This is a genomic window from Draconibacterium sp. IB214405 (assembly GCF_033963885.1).
Taxonomy (GTDB): Bacteria; Bacteroidota; Bacteroidia; order Bacteroidales; family Prolixibacteraceae; genus Draconibacterium.
In genome coordinates, this window is record NZ_JAXBMA010000003.1 from 440,038 (window position 1) to 462,222 (window position 22,185).

15 protein-coding genes are annotated in these 22,185 nt (G+C 41.1%); 4 read left to right on the forward strand and 11 right to left on the reverse strand.

Translation table 11 applies throughout. The features are described 5' to 3' along the window. Position 1: 1 nt before the first annotated feature. On the reverse strand, positions 2–1,246 hold the full coding sequence (locus SLH46_RS11795; protein WP_320281389.1) for an ATP-binding cassette domain-containing protein: 1,245 nt from the start codon (positions 1,244–1,246) through the stop codon (positions 2–4). Between the two features lie 229 nt (positions 1,247–1,475). Between SLH46_RS11795 and SLH46_RS11800 the strand changes: the two genes are divergently transcribed. Then, positions 1,476–2,072, forward strand: a complete 597-nt coding sequence (locus SLH46_RS11800) for a c-type cytochrome (RefSeq protein WP_320281390.1) — start codon at positions 1,476–1,478, stop codon at positions 2,070–2,072. A 104-nt stretch (positions 2,073–2,176) separates the two neighbouring features. On the opposite strand, the gene SLH46_RS11805 is transcribed toward SLH46_RS11800, so the two are convergent. Next, positions 2,177–4,234: an acetate--CoA ligase family protein gene (locus SLH46_RS11805; protein WP_320281391.1), complete on the reverse strand. Its 2,058-nt coding sequence runs from the start codon at positions 4,232–4,234 to the stop codon at positions 2,177–2,179. Positions 4,235–4,347: 113 nt separating this feature from the next. On the opposite strand from SLH46_RS11805, the gene SLH46_RS11810 reads away from it, so the two are divergent. Next, the gene (locus SLH46_RS11810) at positions 4,348–5,160 is read left to right on the forward strand and encodes a hypothetical protein (protein ID WP_320281392.1); all 813 of its coding nucleotides are present in this window, start codon (positions 4,348–4,350) and stop codon (positions 5,158–5,160) included. Positions 5,161–5,299: 139 nt separating this feature from the next. After that, the gene (locus SLH46_RS11815; protein ID WP_320281393.1) at positions 5,300–6,277 is read left to right on the forward strand and encodes a hypothetical protein; all 978 of its coding nucleotides are present in this window, start codon (positions 5,300–5,302) and stop codon (positions 6,275–6,277) included. A 12-nt stretch (positions 6,278–6,289) separates the two neighbouring features. On the opposite strand, the gene SLH46_RS11820 is transcribed toward SLH46_RS11815, so the two are convergent. Beyond that, the gene (locus SLH46_RS11820) at positions 6,290–9,649 is read right to left on the reverse strand and encodes a ligand-binding sensor domain-containing protein (protein ID WP_320281394.1); all 3,360 of its coding nucleotides are present in this window, start codon (positions 9,647–9,649) and stop codon (positions 6,290–6,292) included. Positions 9,650–9,921: 272 nt separating this feature from the next. Next, a complete protein-coding gene (locus SLH46_RS11825) occupies positions 9,922–12,069 on the reverse strand; it encodes a S46 family peptidase (RefSeq protein WP_320281395.1) in 2,148 nt (715 codons plus the stop codon). A gap of 182 nt (positions 12,070–12,251) precedes the next feature. Between SLH46_RS11825 and SLH46_RS11830 the strand changes: the two genes are divergently transcribed. Beyond that, positions 12,252–14,048 (forward strand): histidine kinase N-terminal 7TM domain-containing protein, encoded by a 1,797-nt coding sequence (locus SLH46_RS11830; protein WP_320281396.1) that lies wholly within the window; start codon positions 12,252–12,254, stop codon positions 14,046–14,048. Here the strand turns inward: SLH46_RS11830 and SLH46_RS11835 are convergent. From SLH46_RS11835 to SLH46_RS11865, 7 genes are all read right to left on the reverse strand, one after another. Continuing rightward, positions 14,028–15,119, reverse strand: a complete 1,092-nt coding sequence (locus SLH46_RS11835; RefSeq protein WP_320281397.1) for a serine hydrolase domain-containing protein — start codon at positions 15,117–15,119, stop codon at positions 14,028–14,030. The two genes, SLH46_RS11830 and SLH46_RS11835, sit on opposite strands and share 21 nt — an antisense overlap. Before the next feature lie 34 nt (positions 15,120–15,153). Beyond that, complete coding sequence (locus tag SLH46_RS11840; RefSeq protein WP_320281398.1) at positions 15,154–16,284, reverse strand: glycerate kinase; 1,131 nt, start codon at positions 16,282–16,284, stop codon at positions 15,154–15,156. A 222-nt stretch (positions 16,285–16,506) separates the two neighbouring features. Beyond that, positions 16,507–17,817: a Gfo/Idh/MocA family protein gene (locus SLH46_RS11845; protein ID WP_320281399.1), complete on the reverse strand. Its 1,311-nt coding sequence runs from the start codon at positions 17,815–17,817 to the stop codon at positions 16,507–16,509. Positions 17,818–17,855: 38 nt separating this feature from the next. After that, positions 17,856–18,779 (reverse strand): PmoA family protein, encoded by a 924-nt coding sequence (locus SLH46_RS11850; RefSeq protein ID WP_320281400.1) that lies wholly within the window; start codon positions 18,777–18,779, stop codon positions 17,856–17,858. Then, positions 18,776–19,711: an FAD:protein FMN transferase gene (locus SLH46_RS11855; RefSeq protein WP_320281401.1), complete on the reverse strand. Its 936-nt coding sequence runs from the start codon at positions 19,709–19,711 to the stop codon at positions 18,776–18,778. The genes SLH46_RS11850 and SLH46_RS11855 overlap by 4 nt, the downstream gene beginning before the upstream one ends. 169 nt (positions 19,712–19,880) lie before the next feature. Then, positions 19,881–21,224, reverse strand: a complete 1,344-nt coding sequence (locus SLH46_RS11860; RefSeq protein WP_320281402.1) for a Gfo/Idh/MocA family protein — start codon at positions 21,222–21,224, stop codon at positions 19,881–19,883. Between the two features lie 15 nt (positions 21,225–21,239). After that, positions 21,240–22,079: a sugar phosphate isomerase/epimerase family protein gene (locus SLH46_RS11865; protein WP_320281403.1), complete on the reverse strand. Its 840-nt coding sequence runs from the start codon at positions 22,077–22,079 to the stop codon at positions 21,240–21,242. Between the last annotated feature and the right edge of the window lie 106 nt (positions 22,080–22,185).

A 22,185-nucleotide genomic window follows, 5' to 3' on the forward strand; every position in this document is an offset into this window, starting at 1 on the left:
CTTAGGTTTTCACTGCTCCTACCGAACCATTTTCTCCGGGTTTTAGTTCGTATACTAACTGCGGTTTTAAATCCGGCTCAGTTCGGTGCGACACATAAAGAATTGCCGTTTTACTTTCGTCGGCAATTTTATTAATGAGTGCCGAAAGCAGCGCCGCACTTTTATCATCGAGTCCGGTTGACGGTTCATCGAGAATGAGTAAAGGCGGATGTTTTATCATAGCACGGGCAATCAGCACCATTCGGCGGTGCACCTGCGAAAGATCGACAAAAGCCAGTTTACTTTTTGCCTCAATTCCTAATACTTTTAGCCACTCGTTGGCCACATGTGTTTGTATTTCGCTCGGGCGGTGGTACAAACCAATTGAATCGTGAAAACCTGAAATCACCATTTGTTCGGCCGTGTGGCGACGTTTAAACAGCTCCATCATCGACGGTGTAAAATACCCGATCTTCTTTTTGATTTCCCAAACGCTTTCGCCGGTTCCTTTCTGTCGGCCAAAAAGTTCTATGTTCTGACCAAAAGCTTTTGGATTATCGCCGTTTATCATGGTTAAAATGGTGGTCTTCCCCGATCCGTTAGGGCCTTTCAGTTGCCAGAATTCTCCGGCGTTTATGGTCCAGTTAACTGCATTTAAAATTTGCCTTTCCTGATAATGAACCGAAACATCACTCAGTTTTATTAATTCTTCATGTACTTCAGTTTGCTCGTGTATGGGTCCCGGAATTTCAAGCGAAAAAATTACATTGGCTTCCGGTTCATATTTATCCAGGTATTCTTCTACTCCTCCGTTATAAACCACTCTCCCATTATCAACACGCATGGCATGATCTATAAATGGCAGCAAGTCCGACTTTCGTTTAAACACCTGTATCACGGTCATTTCGTTGGCAATGGTTTCCAATCGTGCTTTTAACTGCTTTACCGAAGCCACATCCAACGCGTCAAAAGGATTATCGAGAAGAATAAAGTCAGGCTTTTTTGCCAACAGAAATTCAAGCAACGCCTTTTTTTGCTCTCCACTCGATAATGTACGAATGCTGCGACCATAGTTTTTTGTCAGCTCAAAATTATCGTGTCTGAACTCATCTTCAATAAATTGTGCTAATGTCGTATTCGAAAACAACACTCCCCTTTTCCCTGCCAGTTCAGGGAAATAATCCGAACTCTCCCCTTTCAATAGCCTTTTGATAAAGGCAGAATCCATCGCAAGATCAAGGCCGTTTAACGCCACATGTTTAAGCATATTCCAATTTTTCGTTACGCCAAATTATAAATATCTGCTCAATTACATGGCTGAAGTCTCCACATTCTAAAAATTCCTTTTTACATTTTATTTTGAATTAATCTTAATAAAATGTAAATTGAATTCAATTGCCGTCCGGCATACTTTTTAGCCAAAAAACATCCAAAATCAGCCTGCTTTTAGTTGAAAGTGAAACTATTTATGATATGTATAACTTAAAGAAAAAGCGATGAGAAAGAACAAATTTGTTTTGCTGATTTTTGGAGCCTTTTGTTTAGCCCTGGTAAATTTTTCATGCACCAACGGATCAAAGTCAACGGTTGCTGAAGCTGAACCTACTGAATTATCTGGCGAAGAGCTGGTGGCGCGTGGCGAGTATCTGGTAACAATAATGGGCTGTAACGATTGCCACTCACCCAAACGAGTGGGTGCCAACGGACCGGAGCTTATCCCCGAGTTACTTTTATCGGGCTACCCGGGAGATCGTCCAATACTCGATCTAGCGACAGAAATGACACAACAGGGTTTTGCGACCTTTTATCCCGATTTAACCGGTAGTGCCGGTCCGTGGGGAATGTCGTTTGCGGCCAACCTAACACCCGATGCAACGGGTATTGGCACCTGGAGTGAAGAACAGTTTAAAAAAGCCATGAAAGAAGGAAAATTCAAAGGTTTGGATGGAACACGTCCGCTCTTACCACCAATGCCTTCCGAAAATTTTAAGGATATAAAAGATGAAGATGTGTCGGCAATTTTTGCTTATCTGAAAAGCTTAACGCCGGTTAAAAATGTAGTTCCGGCTGCCATTCCTCCGGGTGAGATGTAAACTTTAAAGTCGATTATAAAGATTTAGAAAATCTTACTAAACTTTGCGCAAAATGCGTTTAGCGGTTTTGAACCACTAAGCGCATTTTTTATTTTATAAATGTTTTAATGTTCTATTCGAATGCGGGCATCAACCGCCAGAATTTCCTGTTCGTTCCCCAACAACGGATTAATATCAATCTCTTTAATTTCGGTGGCATACCGCAACAACCACGACAGGCGTACAATAATATCCACGTACTTATCAATATTAACTCCCTCTTGCTTCCGAAATCCTTTAAGTATTTTGTACGATTTCAGACTGGTAACCATCGACCGTGCTTCACTGTGAGTTAACGGCGCCAGACCCGATGCTACATCCTTCATCACTTCTACATAAATGCCACCCATTCCGCACAATACAACGTGCCCGAACGTTTCTTCGTAGGTAGCGCCCAAAAACAACTCATTACCGGCTGCCATTTGGGCAATCAGCACTCCCTCGGTTCCTTCAATCTGAAACAGGTGATGAAACTCTTTGCGCACCTGGGTTACGTTTCTCACATTCAGAATTACGCCACCCACTTCGGTTTTATGAACCGGCCCAACCACTTTCATCACTACCGGGAATCCGATGTTCATAGCTGCCAACACGGCTTCCGATTCTGATTTGGCAACCATTTCTTTTACCCGCGGTATACCAGCCAGATCAAACAATTGATGAATAACTTCCGGTGGCTGATAACCATCTTTTGTTTCGGCAATAACTGCTTTAACGGCCATCGGATCAATCGCACCGGCCGTTTCTGTATCAGCAACAGGCTTTGGCGTATTTATAACTTTGGTAAGTGCACGTCCCAACAGGACTTCATCGGGGAAGTTTACATTTCCCCGCGATAAAAAGTGGGCAACGTCATCTTTAACGTTTATCAACGACGGCAAAATCGGATAAATAGGCTTTTTGCAAACCTTCATTTTTTCCGACAGTACATCGTACACATCGCCAATTGGGAACAAACCCGGACTCCCAAAAATGACCGCCATTCCGTCAACATCAAAATCCTTTTCGCAGGCGTCGATAATATGTCCCAGCTGTTCGGCTGTTCCAGTGGCCAAAAAATCGATGGGATTTTCAACAGATGATCCCGGAAATAACTTATTTAAAAGTGCCGTCTTTGCTTCCGAATCTGCTATTTCAGGTATTTTTAATCCACCATCTTCCAAGGCATCGGTAAGCATTACGCCAGGCCCTCCGGCATGCGTAATAATTGCCAGATTTTCGCCCTGCAATTCTTTGCACATAAATACGCTGGCAACGGTTGTTAACTCCTCGCGCCCGTAACAACGTACAATTCCTGCTTTTCGAAAAAGCGCTTCAACTGCAGCATCAGAGCTGGTTAGTGCCCCTGTATGCGACGATGCGGCGCGACTTCCGGCCGATGAACTTCCGGCCTTAATCGCAGCAATTTTACAGCCTTTTCGAATTAATGACGAGGCATGAAACAACAACTTATCCGGGTTGTTAATATTTTCGATATAAAGCAACTTTACGCGTGGACTTTCACCATCAATGTAATGTTCATCGAGATAAGCTAAAACGTCTTCCACACCAACGTGGGCACTGTTACCAACAGAAAAAACATTGGCAAAACGCAAACCTTTCGGAATACCCGACTCCATAATAAAAACGGCAGTTGCCCCGGAACCCGATATAAAATCGCAACCTTCGGAAGTCAACTCCGGAATAGGTGTGGTAAAAACGCTGGCATGCCACGGCGTCATCACTCCAATACAGTTTGGGCCGATTAAACAAGCATCGTGTTCCTCTACAACCTTTACAATTTGGCGCTCGAGTTCTTTTCCGGGTTCGCTGGTTTCGCCAAATCCGGCCGAAATAATTATAAATGCTTTGGTGTTGTTATGTTCCGCAAGATCGGTTATGGTTTGTAAACAGTACTTTGCGGGAATAGCCAAAATCGCCAAATCGATCTCCGGTAATTCCGCCACATCGGGAAATGCCGGTATCCCCTGAATTTTTGATTCGTTGGGATTTATTGCAAAAAGATCTCCCGGGAAGTTATGATCTAAAAGGTTTTTAATGATCTTTCCACCGGGTTTTGATATATTATTTGATGCTCCAACAACAACAATACTGTTGGGTTTTAGCAATTTTTCGTTAATCATAGTTAGCGCTTTAGCAGCATAAAAGTAGGTAAATCCATGTTAACCTTTCCTGATTTTTTTCAACAACAAAAAAAAGCATAGCTTAAATAATTATTTTTACGTGAAAAATAAAGATGACCGATAGCAAAGAGCAGAAAATAGTTGTTTACACCGAGCTTAAAGATTCGGATCAAAACCTGATTCTTCATGGTTTGAAACTGGCAGCTATCTTCAAAAAAGAGCTTTGTTTACTCTACAACTACCAGCCCAAACAGAAGAAACAGCGCGATGAACTGAAAGAAAAACTCCAGAATTATGCGGCCATCATAAAACAGGAAATTCCGGAGCAAAAAGTATCGACATTGTTGATGTCGGAGAGCCAGACCAGGCTGCCCGATTTACTTGCCGAAGATTATGAAGCGATAATAATTGTATTAAACGCCCTGAATTTTAAACAGTATTCAACCCTATTGACTGAAACTTCCGTTCCGTTTTTGTTTGTACATCCTGAATCGAAAATAACGCATTACAACCACCTGGTTCAGCCCATCGACCTGCGGAAAGAAATTAGCGACAGCTCGCTGTGGTGCTCTTATTTTGGGCGTTTTAACGCTGCCGAAATAGTTTCTGTAGCCGCCAACGATAAAACAACAGAAGCCAAAAACAATGTGAACAAAAATGCTGAGTTGACCAGAAAGTTGTACCGAAAATTCGACATCGCTCACAAACTTTATAAAGGAGGAAAATCTAGTTTACGCAATGTTTTTGAAGCATTGGAACTGGCATTGGCGTCTGATTGTAATTTGTTGGTGATTTTGGGAAGTTCGAGTATTACGCCACTGGATTACCTGATTGGTTTGCCCGAAAGAAAGATCATAAACCGGGCCGGAAAACTTCCGGTTATGGTAATCAATCCGCGAAAGGACAATTATATTTTATGCGACTAAGGTTAATCTAGTTTACAGTGAATAGTTACGGTTAACAGTTTCGCAATTTTACAATTTAACAGTTTAACAATTTTACGTTTCTCCATTTACCATTTGCTAAAGGTTTTACTACATTCGCAATGAAATTCTGAATTCTTATATGAAAAAAGCATTACTTCTTCTATTCTTTTTTGGCGCATTGAGTAGTCAGGCACAGGAATTTAAATACCAGCTGCTTTTTGAAGGCATTGGCGACAACCGCGAGTTTACGCATGAATATGCTTATCCTCAAACCATTATGGGAAGCCGCGGTGCTTTTGAAGTAGGTGTAGATATTGACAACCACCAGTTGCGTGGCGGATTAAGTCAGCTGTTGGAGTTTGGTAGCGACCTGGATGCGCAAAAACCGAAATTGACTTTGTATTACCAGTTTCAGGATGAAGACAAGGAATTTGCATTTGGAGCGTTTCCACGTCGTGATAAAATTAATTTCCCGCTGGCCATGTTAACCGACACCCTACTCTACTACCGCCCAAATATTGAAGGAATGTTTGGAGAATTTCGTTGGGACTGGGGGCACCAGAATGGATTTGTTGATTGGGTTGGCCGTCAAACCGATACGCAACGCGAACAGTTTATGGCAGGATTTTCGGGCGAGATCTTCTATAAAAACTTCTTTTTTCAGAATTACCTGCTGATGTTTCATAATGCACACACACTGTATAACAATCCACCATTACATATTAAAGACTACATGGGCTTTGCTTTGCAAGGAGGGATACGTACACCGGAAAATATAACAGTTCAGGGCGAACTTAAAATGGGTGTTCTAAATTCCACTTATCGCGAACGTAGTGTTACTGACGGGTACGAAGTTTCAACCAGTTTTTTTGCCGAAGCTAATATGCGTTACAAAAACCTTGGAATTAAATCCGTGATGAGTTTAGGCGCGGGTCATAAATTCGCTTATGGCGATCCGTACTACCGTACCAAAAACTACTCGCGTACCGATCTTATTTGGTATTTTATCAACCACGAACAAATAAAAGGAAAATTCAACTTATCGATGCACATTGTAGATTGGGAAACGATTGACCAACAGCAGCAACTTTCTATTATTTATATATTTGGGCAATAAATAAACAGGTATTTACTGTTTTCCCTGAATAGTAAAAAAGAAGGTACTTCCTTCGCCGAGTTTGCTTTCAACCCAAATTTCGCCGCCATGACTGGTAACAAACTCTTTGCATAACGAAAGTCCGAGGCCAACACCTTTTTCACCTGAGGTTCCTTTTGCCAGGTTTAAATTCCCCTCTTCTCCAAAAATTGCTACTGCGGTTTCAGCATCCATTCCTATTCCAAAGTCTTGAACCGAGAACAGCACCATATCAGCCGAAGTGTGCTCCGCATTAATATAAATTCGACTATCGGGATTGCTGAATTTTATGGCGTTCATCAACAGATTTCGTAAAATAAGTTTGATCATATTCTTGTCGAAGAATATCAAAAGATCGTTATTCTTAAGTTGGCTTTCAATACTTATTTTCTTATTCAATGCCAGCGACGCTACTTCTGTAGTTGCATTCGAAATAATGTCGGCAACGTTTATATTTTCGGGTTCAAATTCAATTTTTTTATCCTGACTTCTTGCCCAATGCAGTAGGTTGTGTAACAAATCAAAAGCATTGCGCGATGAATTATGGACGTGATGAATTAATTCCATCCTGTTTTTGTCATCCATAGTTTTGTACTCTTCGGTTAACACTTCCGAAAAACCTAAAATGGCATTAAACGGACTTATCAGATCATGTGCAATAATCGAGAAAAGTTTGTCTTTTGTTGCGTTTGCCGTTGTAAGCTCAGTATTTATTTGCGAAAGGTTTTCGGCCACTTCTGCAATTTTTGCCGATTGTTTTTCGATGTGCCGCTTTTGTTGTTTCAGCAAATCATTTTTTTCGTGAAGTTTCTCCTTTTGTTTCTCCAGAATTCGGTTCTTATCGTTAAGTACTTTTGTTCGATCGAGTATTAAGCCCTCCAACTTATATTTTTCAGCTTTAAGTTTTGCTAACCGATAACGAAGAATGATGACTACCAAAAGAACCAGTAATAAGCCTAAAATGGTAAGAAACCACCAGGTGAACCACCACGGTGGATTTACCACTACTGTAATCGATGCGCCATCGTTATTCCACACACCGTCGTTGTTTGCAGCCGTTACCCTGAACACATATTTTCCATCTGGCAGATAATTATAGGTTACATGCGAATGTTCTGTTTCTATCCATTCGGAGTCAAGACCTTCGAGTTTGTACTTAAATTTATTTTTTGTGGGATTAATAAAATTGGGCGAAGTAAATTCAAAATCAATTGAATTCATCTTGTGATTAAGCTCAATTTTATCCGTACAGAGCGGACTTTGAACCATGATCTGGTTTTCACCAAACCTTTCAACTTTTTTATTCTGCACGTAAATACCACATATATAAACATCAGGGACATCATCATTCATCACCAGTTCTTCAGGATTAAAACTGGTTATCCCTTCATCGCCGCCAAAAAACAGAACATTATCGGTATTAATTGCACTGCTTCCGGGTTTAAACATTCCAGCAGGTAATCCGTCGGCCTCATCAAGTATTGTTATTATCTGCTCATTTTCAGGATTAAATCCGGTAATTCCAGCAACCGAACACACCCATAAATTTCCATTTTGGTCTTCTTCCACAGAACAGATATTCTGCCCCGGAAAACCGGGATCAACCCGTATAAAATCATTGCTTTCAGGATTATATCTGCACAGTCCTGAGAACGTACCAATCCAGATTCGTTTCTGTGAGTCTTCGAAAATACAATTGATATAATCGCTCGGAGTAGTATTCGGATTCGTCGCAACATGATAATAAGTGGTAAACTTCGTTTCTCCTTTTTTCAAGACATTTACTCCACTTGGAGTTCCTACCCACAGGTTTTCATCCGAATCGAGCAAAATCTGAAAGGGCCAGTTATTCGACAATCCGTTTTTCAAAAGATCGTAATTGTAGAACTTCTGTTCCTTGTAATTGAAATAATCAATCCCTTTTCCGTGTGTAACAATCCAGAAATTTCCATCAGTATCTTCCTGAATTCCGCGAATATCGTTATTCGAAATCGAGAACGAATCCTGCGGATCGTTTAAATAGGTGATAAAATTATCGTTTACAGGATCGTAACATTGCAAACCTCCAAGGTTGGTTCCCACCCACATCCTGTTTTGGCTGTCGCTGTACAAACAACAAACCGCTCCCTGCCCTACACTGGTGGCATTATCTGGGTCGGATTGATATATCCGGTGACGCGAGTTTTTAAAATCAAACATATCGATACCATCATTACCACTACCAATCCAACATGCTCCGTTTTTATCAAATGCAATTGCAGAAATATTGTTATTGATGGTGTGCCAGAACTTCGAAGGATTTTCGTCGTAAATGGTAATTCCTTTTGAATTATATCTTAATCCAACACCACCGGGACTATTAACCGTCCAGTAATTCCCCTGCCGGTCCTGAAAAATCTGGGAAGGATGTTCTTCAATAAGTTCTCCGGCACTATCAAAACCCGGTACTGCAATAAACGAATCTGATTTTTTATCGTACCTGCGCACTCCGCTTAAATCGCACACCCAAATATTTTTTTGATGATCGAGGTAAGTATAAATCACATAGTCGGAATACGAACCATTGGTGGCGAATCGTTTAATTTTTTGAGTTTTAGTATCCAGTACGTTTATACCGCCACCATATGTTGCAATCCATATTTTCGAGTTTTCTTCCAACGAAATATCAAAAACACTATTGTTGCTCAAGCTGTTGCTATCGTTTTTATCGTTAAGAAAGCTTTTTGTTGTTTTTTCGATGGTATTAAAATAAGCCAGCCCTCCGTTGTTCGACGAAATCCACATATTATTTTTATCGTCGAAAAGAAAGTCGCTAATCCACATCGAAGGGTTGTTAAAAACCAGCTCATGTATTTGTTGCTCGGCATTCAGGCTGTAAATCGAATTCTCGGCAGAGAAATAAATCTTACCGTTCTTATCCTGGTTTATACCCGAAATTTGACGGAATGCTCCCTCCTCCACCTCAAATCCATTTAGGATACGATTAAAGTTATCCAAACACGGATTATACGTACATACACCTCCTACCGAAACGATCCAAAGCATACCCGAATCGTCGATAAATAATTTTTCGATACGGTTATCGTATAGACTTGTGCTGTCGGTTCCGCCGGAAAAATAACGGGATAAGTTGTTGCCTTTAAAGCAATAAAGGCCATCGTTTGTGCCGATCCAGATAAATCCGTTTTGGTCCTGAACCAGGCTCGTACTGTTTTTACTTTTAAATTCTTTATCCGGCAGCGGATCCGAATAGATCAAATCACCAACTTCAGCATATGAAACAATACATAAAAAGGTTGTAAGGAACAGCAATACAAGTATAGTCCAATACTTTCTTTTTATTAATGTAATCATATAAATTCCACTTCTTAAAAAATAAGTACAAAGTTGCGTGCGAGCATTTCTACATGAGGTATTTTATCACGTTATTTCGTGAAAAAGAAGTTCAACTTATGTAAAACTGAATGCCCAACACACAAATGTATCTTATTTTTTTGAGAATCATGTTTTTAAAAAGCTGAATAATGATTTCCAAAAAAGTTGAAAGGGCCATTTAAAATTTAATTAAAATGGCCCTGTATTTTTACTGATGTCGAGTTCCGAAACAAAAGTCTCAGAACTTTTTACTATTCCACAATGTCCATTTCGTCGAGCAAATAGCCGGCTCCCGCAAACTTGTCGATAATAAACAAGGCATAACGAATATCGAGCGAAATATTACGACAACGCTCCGGATCGAACATGATGTCGCTCATAGTTCCTTCCCAGCAGCGATCGAAATTCACCCCGATCAATTCACCATTGCCGTTTACAACCGGGCTGCCTGAATTACCACCTGTTGTATGATTCGATGCGGTAAAACAAACCGGCACATCGCCGTTTACTTCGTACTGGCCAAAGTCTTTAGTGTTATACAATTCTTTTAAACGATCCGGCACGTCGTAATCGTAAATTTCCGGATTGTCTTTATCCATTATACCGGTAAGGGTTGTATAATACTTATATTTTACGCCGTCTTTTGGTTCGTAACCTTCAACTTGACCGTAAGCCACACGCAAAGTCAGGTTGGCATCCGGATAAAAAGCCTGTCCCTCTTTCATCTCCATTAACCCGGCCATGTATACTTTCATGTTCTCGTTAATCGATTTGCTGATCTTTTGAACCTCCGGTACAATATCCTTTTCATAGATAAAATTCAGTTGATTAAACATGGCCACAACAGGATCTTTGCGCAATTTTAATAACTGTTTTTCCGATCCGTTTTTAAGCAGGTCTTCCAGTTTTTCGCGATCAGTAAGAATCGATTTACGATATACTTTTTGGATGAGTTTTTTCGCATCAAGATTATTGATCGTTTCTACAACTTCGGCAGGTAAAAACTGTTTATCAAGGCCATTAACCAACTCGGGCATTAGTGCCACAAACAAAGCTTCGTCAGTAGGCTGATTAAAATTTTTGTAAAATCCGGGAAGCCTTTTTAGCATAGCCGAACGCAGGTCTTCTGCTTTTTCATTTTGCTTGTTCTCAATATTATTAATAATGGAATTAATGGTTCTTGCCTGCCCAAACACTTCTACGCCGCGCATCACAACTTCGCTGTAATAATCGTATGCTTTTATGTAATGCGAATAGTTGGAATACAGCTCATCAAAAGCCACAAAAACGTCTTCGTATTTGTTATCCCAGGTGTTGTTTTGTTGCGCCCATTTCTTAAACTCTTCTTCGTAGGCCAGCTTCTTATTAATGGCATCCAATCGTTTTAATCCTTTAATTTCGCCCTGCCATTTTTTCCACGAATTACTTATCGATTGATATTTAGCCGCGTACTGAATTCTAATTTTCGGATCCGATTCCATATCGCTTCCAATAATTTCCAGTTTCTTATCGCGAAGCATAATACGGTCCGGATCGCGCTGGTTCATGGTTACATCAACCGCCTGATGCGGCCAGTATTGCATAGTAGAACCGGGATTACCAAAAACCATGGTAAAATCGCCGGGCTGAATTCCTTTCATCGAAACCGGAAACGATTTCTTGGGTTTAAACGGTACATTATCGGGCGAATATTCGGCCGGTTCGTTATTCTCATCAGCATAAATCCTGAACAGCGAAAAATCGCCGGTATGACGCGGCCACATCCAGTTATCGGTATCGCCGCCAAATTTTCCAATGGCCGATGGTGGTGCACCAACCAAACGAACATCTTTATACACTTTATATACATATAAAAAGTACTGATTGCCGTAAAAAAGCGGTTTTATCGAAGCGGTGAACTTCCCTTCTTTTCTGGCATCTTTTATAATACGGTCGGTGTTTTCTTTAATTTTTGTGTCTTTGGCTTCGCCATCCAGATTTGCCGTCTCGGCCAAAACTTTGTCGGTAACATCTTCCATGTATTCCAGAAAACTTACAGTCAAACGTTCGTTCGGCAGTTCTTCGTCACGGCTCATGGCCCAAAAACCGTTAGTCAGATAATCGTGTTCCACCGTACTGTGCGACTGAATCTGACTATAGCCACAATGGTGGTTAGTTATCAGCAGTCCTTCGTCCGAAATCAATTCTCCGGTACATCCGCCACCAAAAATTACCACAGCATCTTTCATGCTCGAATGGTTTACATCATAAATATCTTCCGCAGTGAGTTTAAAACCCATTTCCTGCATTTCTGCCAGGTTGTATTTTTCCAGTAATATCGGAATCCACATTCCTTCTTTGGCAGAAAGCTGGAATAAACTCAAACCAAGCAATAAAAGCAAAACACTCTTTTTCATCATTCTATAAAATTTTAGAGGCAAAGAGAATAAAACAGAAGAAAATAAACAATGATTAATTACATTTACACCATTGGTTTTTGTGAACTTTTCCAGCACTGTTCTGTTTCCATACAAAAACCAAAATGCCATTAAAGCATCACTGCAATTTTTAATTTTTTTGAGACAAACTACAGGGATTGCCAATGATTGATTTTATACCGAGTATCAGCATTATACAGCTAATAACCGCTTTTACCGCCATAGGAACATGTATTCTTTTATGGAAATATAAACAAGCCATTGAGGTGCGTTTTCTTATTTTGCTGGAAATATTTGTTGCCATTTGGGCTTTTAGTTACGCGCTGGAGTTTGGCACTCCTTTGTTGGAAGAAAAGGTTTTTTACTCGCAACTCTCTTATCTGGGTATCGCATTTATTCCGGTTTCGTTTTTCTTTTTCACCACGGCTTTTAGTCAAAAATTTAACCTGGTAAACCGACGTAATATTATTCTCACACTCATTATTCCGCTTATTACACTCATCCTTGTATTTACCAACGACCAACACCACCTGATCTGGAAAAATTACACCTTAAACAGCAGTACAAATATTCTGCACTACCAACACGGAATTTGGTTTTGGATTTTTGACATCTACACATTCACGCTGGTGGCGTGGGGAATTTTTAACCTGATTAGTTCGATTTCAACATTCACGAGTTTTTATAAAAAGCAGATTCGCTTACTAATCATTGCCTCGTTGATTCCGGTAATTGCAAACCTGATGTACATTTTTGATATCAATCCGGTTCCGGGTTTCGACTGGACAACCGTTTCGTTTGTGTTAACCGGACTGATAATTGCATTCGGTATTTTTCGCTATAAAATTTTTGAATTGATTCCGCTTGCCCGAGAGAAACTGCTGGATACCATGAATGAAGGGGTTTTAGTGATAAATGCAAACGGAATAATTGAAGAGGTAAATCCGGCCTTATTAAAAACATTTGACCTCGACAAAAAGACGATTATTTATACCAGTTTTAAGACCACATTTGAACGTTTTCCCGAGATCGTAAATCTTATTCAAGCAACAGAAGATCAATATACAGACTTTGAATTGCCGAAGAATGACCAGACTTATTATTATCAAGTAAGGGTTAAAGCATTACGCGACCAACTGGGCAAACTAAGCGGCAAACTACTGGTTATAAGCGACGTTACTTCAATCCGTTTGACCAAAATACAGCTAAAAGAAAAGAACAAACAATTACAGGAACAAAACGGACGAAACGAAAAGTTAATCGACGATCTGGATGCTTATGCTCACACGCTTGCTCACGACCTTAAAAATCCCTTAAGCGTGATCTATTCGTCGAGTGATATTATTTTGGAGGCGCTTAAGGATGGTAATTTGGATATTATTGAAGAGTTTTCGAAAGTGATAAAAGAATCTTCAATGAAAACCATAAGCGTAACCAACGAGCTATTAAAAATGGCAACTGCCGGACACGAAGATGTTGAAACCGAACCTGTTGAAATGGACAAAGTTTATCAATCGGCTGTTGATCAGATTTCGGACAGTATTGAACGGTACAATGCAATACTCGAAGTAGAAGGAAAATGGATTGATGCGCAGGCTTATGCTCCGTGGATTGAAGAAGTTTGGATAAATCTGCTGTCGAATGCGATGAAATACGGAGGAGAGACACCGGTAATAAAAATTGGATGCGAGACTACCGGGCGTGGAAAGATAAAATACTGGGTGAAAGACAATGGCGATGGTATTCCAAAAGACCAACAGCAAAAATTATTCAAAAAACATACACGTTTGCAACCTAACAAGGCAAGCGGTTACGGCCTCGGGTTATCAATTGTAAAACGTATTATCGAAAAGCTTGGTGGTAAAGTTGGAGTTGAAAGCACCGGAGAAAAAGGTGATGGCGCATTGTTCTATTTTAACCTGCCGGTTGTTAAAGTTGAATCACTCAAAGAGGTCCGTTAAAATTTCCCACATATCATCGTGAAAAAGTACCGGCAGCAATGAGTTATCGGGAGCCTCTCCCATTCGAACTACTACAATTCCTTTGCTGGGTAAAATTTCAATAAACTGACCGTCTTTCCCCATGGCAGAAAATAATTCATCGGGGGCATTGGGGCACATATCCCGGGGAATAGTTGTAGTTAACCCCGGCAAAACAACCGAACCTTTACCGTTTAACCACCACAAATATCCATACGAAGGATTTAAGTTTTGAGAGGTATTCACCATCTCGTTATAATAATTCTTATCACTTAAAACCTCCACATCATCCCATTTCCCCTCATTCTGAATAAGTAGTCCAAAACGTGCAGCATCGCGCGGTGTACTCCAGTAAATATTGTTGTATTCGCCTTTAATCCAGGTGCCGTCTATCCCGGTTGTTTCGCCCACATAATCGCTCGTAAACCGGCTGTAAGTCATGTTTGCTGCTGCTGCAACCACTTCCTCAATCAAAGTGTATGGCGCATTATGATAGTACCACTGTTCACCGGCATCAACTTCGTAAGTTAAACATTCAGGCAAAGTACAATAAATATCATCAACCAGATGATTGAGTCCGGTGGTCATGGTAAGCTGATGTTTTATGGTAATCAGATTTTCCTTTTCTGTTTCCATGCTCGTCCAACCTTCGCCAAGGTAATCCGACGTTTTATCGGTGATGGAAAGAAATCCTTCTTGCTGGGCGATTCCCACCAAAAGTGCAGTTAATGATTTGCCGGCCGATGCCCAGTACCAGTTCGAATTTTTATCGAACGCTGCGATGTTCAGAATATCTTTTCCCCAATATTGCTCCACAACAATGCGTCCGTCTTTTAAGATCAGAAAAGCTCGTGTGTTGTTGGTCTCCAAGAAATCGTAAAGTTCGGGTAATACTCCATCGTCCCACCCCAATTCCGAAATGGAACTGTTTTCCCATACTTCAGAGTTAGTTGGCGGGAAATATATATCGGTATCATTTGGATTGTCAGTAACAGAATCATCGGAACATCCGAATACCAACAACAAGGAGATGAATACTAAAAATCGGTGCATAACAATTGATTTGCTCTCACCAATATACGGAAAATTATTTAGCTGATTTAATGCTGATTGCAAACTGTTCGGCGGCTAGTTCAAGGTATTTATCCGCATTTTTTATGGAATCGTCAACACCTGTCGCCTGCTCCATCATTTCAGCCAGAAAGTCGATTTTATGGGCATTTATTTGCGGTTCACGTAACTCACTAAGGCCACAAAAAACGGCTAATTTTTGGTCGCTTCTTGAATCAAGTACTCCTTTGATTACTTTGCCGGAAAACGTCTGCTCATCGAATTTCCCTTCTCCGGTAATAATCCAGTCGGCATCTTTAACTTCATTGTCAAAATCAGCAATTGATTTTATTAGCTGTGTTCCCGATTTTAATTCAGCATTTAAAAACAACACACAACCTACTCCAAGTCCTCCGGCTGCACCGGCACCCGCAATATTTTGCAGGTTCTTTCCGAACTGTGTTTTAACCTTTTCGTTAAAATTTCTCAATCCTGCATCCAATTGTTTCACTACCTGCTCCGATGCTCCTTTTTGAGGTGCGTAAATATGTGCGGCTCCATTTGTCCCGAATAAGGGATTATCAACATCGCAGGCCACCTCAAATTTAATATTACCGAGTTCTTTATTTACTGAAGAAGTATCGATACTTGCCAATCGGTTTAAATCTTTTCCCCGCCCGTCCAGCAAGTTGTTTTCTGCATCAAAAAAACGAAATCCAAGGGCACTTGCCATCCCCATTCCGGCGTCGTTGGTAGAGCTTCCGCCAATTCCCAAAAGGATATGTTTGGCACCACTTTTTATGGCATCCAGTATCAGTTCGCCCGTTCCGAAAGTTGAGGTCTCCAGTGGATTTAATTCTTCACCTTTTAACAAGCGAATACCTGATGCTTCCGCCATTTCGATAAAAGCCAGCTTTTCCTTTTCTGCAAATAAATAATTGGCTTTTATGGGGCGAAGTAAGGGATCGTGTACCTCAACAGAAACTAACTCTCCGCCGGTATAAAATTTAAGGGCATCAACTGTTCCGTCTCCACCGTCGGCTAGCGGCAACTTTACAATGTCCACATTTTTGATGTGCTTTTTTATACCACGTTCAACGGCATCGCAAAATTCAATTCCGGTGAGCGATCCTTTAAATTTATCGGGTGCGATTACGATCTTCTTCATTTCCCTAAAATAATACCAATTCTGAAAATGTTTAGGCTATTTCTAACTATTTTCAGATTGGTATAATGCCAATATAGAAAAACACTGGCATTGGGAGTCAGCGAACCAGTGACTCAATGTTTCTCATCATCGGTATAAGAATATTTATCAGGAGTTTGTCGTTCACAAAAAACGGGAGGCCATAATTAACCTCCCGTTTCCATATCAATATTTTTTTCCTGACTACACTTTTGGCAATTGCCAGTTTTGGTTGTAGTTCAGTTTTATGAGGTCGTTTGCTGCTGCCTCGTTAAACGACTTTGATGAATCATTCCAGTTAATTCGTTGTCCAACGCGGTACGCCATATTTCCCATCTCAGAAACAATAGCTGTTTTTGCCCCAATTTCAACCGGCGCATTTAATGTTCCGCCTTTTCGAATACAAGATAACAGGTTTTGCACGTGCTCATCCAGACCATCTCCATATTCTTTCTGTGCTTTGGCTTCAAAGAACGGACCTTTTAAATCATTGCTATGATCGGGTAAAATTTCGTAACCACTTCGCGTTACTACCAAAGTTCCTTTCTGACCAACAAACGCGACTCCATGGGCTTTTTGATACGGGCCAATTCCCGGATTTAAACCACATTCCCAAATCATTGTATGTTTTGGGTATTGATAAATGGCCTGCTGAATATCGGGCGTTTCAATGGCACCCGGCTTATGGTAATAAATACCGCCGCCCGGAGAAATCGACTGAGGCATATCGGCATCCATCGCATACAAGGCAAAATCGAGCAGGTGAACGCCCCAATCGGTCATTGCGCCGCCTGCATAATCCCACCACCAGCGGAAATTATAATGAAAACGGTTCATATTAAACGGACGCTTTGGCGCCGGTCCTAACCACATATCATAATCGACATAATCAGGTGCTACCGAATCTTCCATTACCGGATACGGATTATCATATCCTTTATAAATCCAGGCTTTTACCAAATGAACGTCGCCCAACAATCCGGACTTAACAATTTCAGAGGCTTCGAACCAATGTTTTGAGCTGCGTTGCCACATACCCACCTGGCAATACAATTCAGGATGTTTTGCCTGTGCTGCAACCATCGCATTACACTCTTCAATGCTATGTCCCATAGGCTTTTCAACATATACGTGTTTTCCCGCATCCAATGCCATCATCATCATAATGGCGTGCCAATGATCGGGAGCTCCGATGATAACCGCCTGCACATCTTGATTATCGAGTACGTCTCTATAATCTGCGTAAGTAAGTGGTCGATTTCCCGTCATTTTTTCAACTTCGGCAGCTCTTTTCTCCAACACATTACTGTCAACATCGCAGAGCGCCACGCAGGCTACATTATTATCCTCGCGTAAAAAACTTTTGAGGTTGTTAAATCCCATCGAACGACAACCGATAAGTGCCACATTAACCTGCTCGGCCGGCGAAGCACAGGCATTTAAAATTGTCGGAGCTACACCAACGGCAGCTGTGGCAATAGCCGATTGTTTTATAAATTTTCTTCTGTCTGTCATTGTTCTAATATCTTATGTTTCCTGTTGTAACAATCGTATTATTCGTCAAGTAATTTTGAGATTTTCTTTGCTTTCATTTTTCCTGAATAGACAAGAAGCGAATACTTTAAAACCAGTGGTTCAGTGGTCGACAAGGCAACAGGTTCGGCACCCGGCCAGGCAATATTTTGCATACTGTTTTTTTGGCGAAGTATCAAATTCTGCGGATAACCGGGATTCTCCTTGTTATCGATTATTGCAATACCGGCCGCTGAATTTCCTTTCCCCATAGAACCTGAAATATTGACAAATCCTTCCGATTTGATAGCGTTATCCTGAGGTTTTATGTTACCGCTTTCATTTGAAAACTCGACATCATCGGGTAAAACCATTCGAACGGAAAAACCACCGTATCCTTTTTCATCTTCCGAGCCTCCAATTCGCAGATTCTCTTCCAGCGCCAAAAGCCTGATTTCAAAATCGATTCTTCGGTATTTTAATGTGCTTTGGTGTACATGAATAGAAACATTCTCGCGGATATATGGCTTTTGTTTGCCATTCTTTTTCCATTTGTCGGACAACCAAAGCACCTCGCTTTTCAGCCAAACGGTTTTATTCGGTTCTTTGATAAATTCTATTTCAGTAATTTCCTGGTTAAAATCTTTAATTTCCCATGGATCGCCAATTCGTTCGTCGCCAATCCATACCTGGTGCCAGGCCCAAAAAACGCCACGGTGATGCAGATGATCGGCAGGAAAATCTTCGGTAAGCACATTGCCGTTTAATCCCCAAAGCGGGTGAATATAATTGCATCGTTCGTACTCTCCATCAATGTTAAGCGGGTGCATGCGGTAAAATAATACATCGGACGTACCATCAACTATTTTGATGCCATCCTGTTGTTTTTTCATCGTAAGTTGTCCCCAAACCAAACCATTCGCAACCGAAACCAGAAGTACTGTTATCAGAAGAGATCTTTTCATAACAGATCCTCCTTATCAATTAATGTTGTCTTTGTTTTTACATCATCGTCGGTATATTCAACTTCCAGAATTTCAACATTACTTAATTGGTTGGCGATAATTGCCTTATCATTTTCAGGGAGAATGAGCCAAATGTTGGCAATAAATGCACCCATGGTTGCAGAATCGGCTTTTACCGAAACGGTTTGCTTTCCTTCAACAGGAAGACCGGTGGCCGGACTGATAACCTTTCGCTCCTTCATTCCCTGACCATCGTCGCGAATATAAACGGTACCGGTGGTATAAACACTTTGACCCGATACTTCGAAAACATGTGCAAATTCATTAGGCTGCTTCTGGTTTCTGATTCCCAGCGGCCAAGCCGTTCCGGCAGGATGATTTCCCATTGCCAAAACTGCATCTTCCTCAAAACTTATAATGGCATCTTTAACACCGAGATCGATTAACAGAGGTTTTACCAGGTCGAGTGCAAATCCTTTTTCTATTGCACCAAAATCCAATTCTACCCCGTCTTCTTTAAAACGAAGTCGTTTATTATCGTGGTCGAGTTCAATTTTATCAAAACCACATTTCTGACGGGCTGCTTCCAATTCGTCTTCCTCAACATCCTCCTTTTCTACCCAAAGCGATTGCACCGGAAACATGGTAACATCGAAAGCGCCCTGGCTCATCTGGTTAAAATCGTTTGCAATGGTCAGAATTTCCCACAGCTCGCCGGGTACATCCATCCAAATAGCCTTCTCGGCGTGATTAAGCTCATGGATATCAGACAATAAACTGAAGCGACTAATCGTACTCTCCAGTTGTTCGATATCGGCTTTTATTTGTTGAAATATATTTTTTGCGGCATTGGCCTCAAGGTTTGGGAGCACTACATCGCAATGACTACCAAAGGCAAGAAAAGTATCACTAAATATCGTAGGTTCCGTCATTCTCATAGTTTTAAAGTTTCAGTAGAGCACTAAATTAAAAAAGTAAGCGAAATTTTTGGAGCATAACACCAACAAAAGCAACACCAGTTTTAATTTATATTCCTTCTTTGTAATTGAGCAGGTACAAAAAAAGGCAGGGAATTTCCTGCCTTTTCTATTATTGTAAACATTAAAGTTTTGGTTCCCAATTTGGATCGTACTCGCGGCCCCATAATTTCATGGCATCGCGGTCGTACATAATTCCTGTTTTATCGTCAATATCAAAACCGTGTCCGATACGATAAGCTACGTTTGAATAATGCACCATAGTCTGGCTGATTGCACCTTCCATAATGTGCGAATTCAGCTCACCAATACCACGAATTCCGTTAAACCAGTTTTGTACGTGTTTGGTTGACGTATCGCCGCCGCCGCCAAGTGCTGTTCCTGCTTCCTGCGAGGCAGATACGCTGTCTTTTACAATTTTGCCACTGCGGTCGTACAGAATGTACTTTCCACGATCGACAAAAACAGTTCCTTCACTACCATAGATAATTGTACCGCGGCCACCCATACCGTAAGTATCATGACCTGAACGGCTTCGTCCATCCCATTTAATAACCTTGTCGCCGCCAAAAAGGAAAGTCGCATCCATGGTATCGTACATTTCCCAACCATCGTTGAAGAAGTGACGTTTACCGGCTTCAACATGGACGTTATTTGGTAATCCAACTTGTAAAGCCCAACGAGCTACATCCAGCTCGTGTGTGGCATTATTTCCGGTTTCGCCTGTTCCGTAATTCCATCCGTACCAGTGCCAGTTGTAATCCCAGGTTTCCTCGGTGTATTCGCGGTGAATTGCAGGTCCCTGCCAGATTTCCCAATCCAATCCTTTTGGAACAGCTGCTTTTTTCTGTACCGGAACTTCGCCCCTTGTATTAAGGTAAAAAGCCACTGCACGATACGGAACTCCAATTATTCCGTTATGAATTTCGTTAATGATCTCGATGGTATGACCTGACGAACGCTGCTGGTTACCCATTTGAACGACCTTGTTGTATTTTTCAGCCGCTTTTACGATCATCTCATTTTCGTACATATTATGGCTACAAGGCTTTTCAACATAAACATGTTTTCCGGCTTGCATTGCCATTACCGAACCCGGGGTATGCCAGTGGTCGGGTGTGGCGTTGATAATACAATCCACATCCTTATCTGCAAGAATTTTCCGGAAATCGTTTTCCAGTTTTGGTTTGTAATCGATGTGTTTTGCAAAAACTTCAGCGGCATGTTCGCGTTGATGTTGCATTACATCGCACAAGTATTTTAGCTCAACATTGCTTTCTTTTGCTGAAATCGGCTCAGTATAAGCACCCAGTCTGCGTCCAAGACCCATAATGGCAACATTCAGTTTATCGTTTGCTCCAATTATTTTGCTGTAGCTTTTCGCCGACATGCCCATTGCTGTTCCACCAACAGCAACACCGGCAGCACCTGCCGACACTTTCTTCAAAAAATCTCTTCTGTTAGTCATATGGTTTTTATTAGTTTACAAGGTTGCTAAAACTCCTCTTACGTAACCAAAACTCTCCATCATTGCAGGTAGCGGATCTTTTCCTTCTGCTTCGTACTCAAGTGCCAAAGTTCCGTTATAATCCAACTTAATTACCGCTATCAGGAAAGAAACAAAATCAATCACACCGTGTCCAATTGTACAAGTTGTACCGTCGTGCTCTGCTTTGGTTACATCTTTAATGTGAATATCGAAAACACGATCGAAGAAGTCCTTTACATCCTGTTCAGGATCGCGACCAATACGTTTTGTATGGCCAATATCGATACATAAGCCCATACGTTTGTCCATGTCCTTAATTCTCACGTACGCACTCTCGGCACTCGGATACAATTTATCGCCGGGGCCGTGGTTATGAATAGCCAGCTTAATATCGTATTCTTTCACTTTTCCTTCAACATACTCGAGCAACTCGTGATTAGGCACACCAACGATCATATCCATTTGCGCCATTTTTGCATATTCAAACGCCTGATCAACATCTTCTTTTGAGCGCATATAAATTACACCACCGCCATAAAGTGCTACACCCTTTTCGTTGCATAGGGCCACTGTTTCTTCGATTGTTGCTTTATCCGAATCGAGCGGTAAATGCATGCTTTTAAAAGTTACACGGTTAACGCCACAACGTTTTACCATGTCGAGTGCTGTTGCTGTATCAAACTCGCGCAGTGTGTAAGATGCAACTCCAAAGTCGAAATCAAATTTTGATTTTCCACCGGTTGAAGGTAACACTGCGGCCTGCGAAAACATTGGGATTGCAGATGCTGCAACTCCTATTCCCGCTGCTTTTAAAAAATTTCTTCTGTTAGTCATAAGTAGTAGTATTCAAAATGTCTTTTTACTATAAATCATGGTTTCAAATCAAGACAAGCCTGCCTGTAAATAACTATTATCTAACAAATTGCACTGATTATTACCA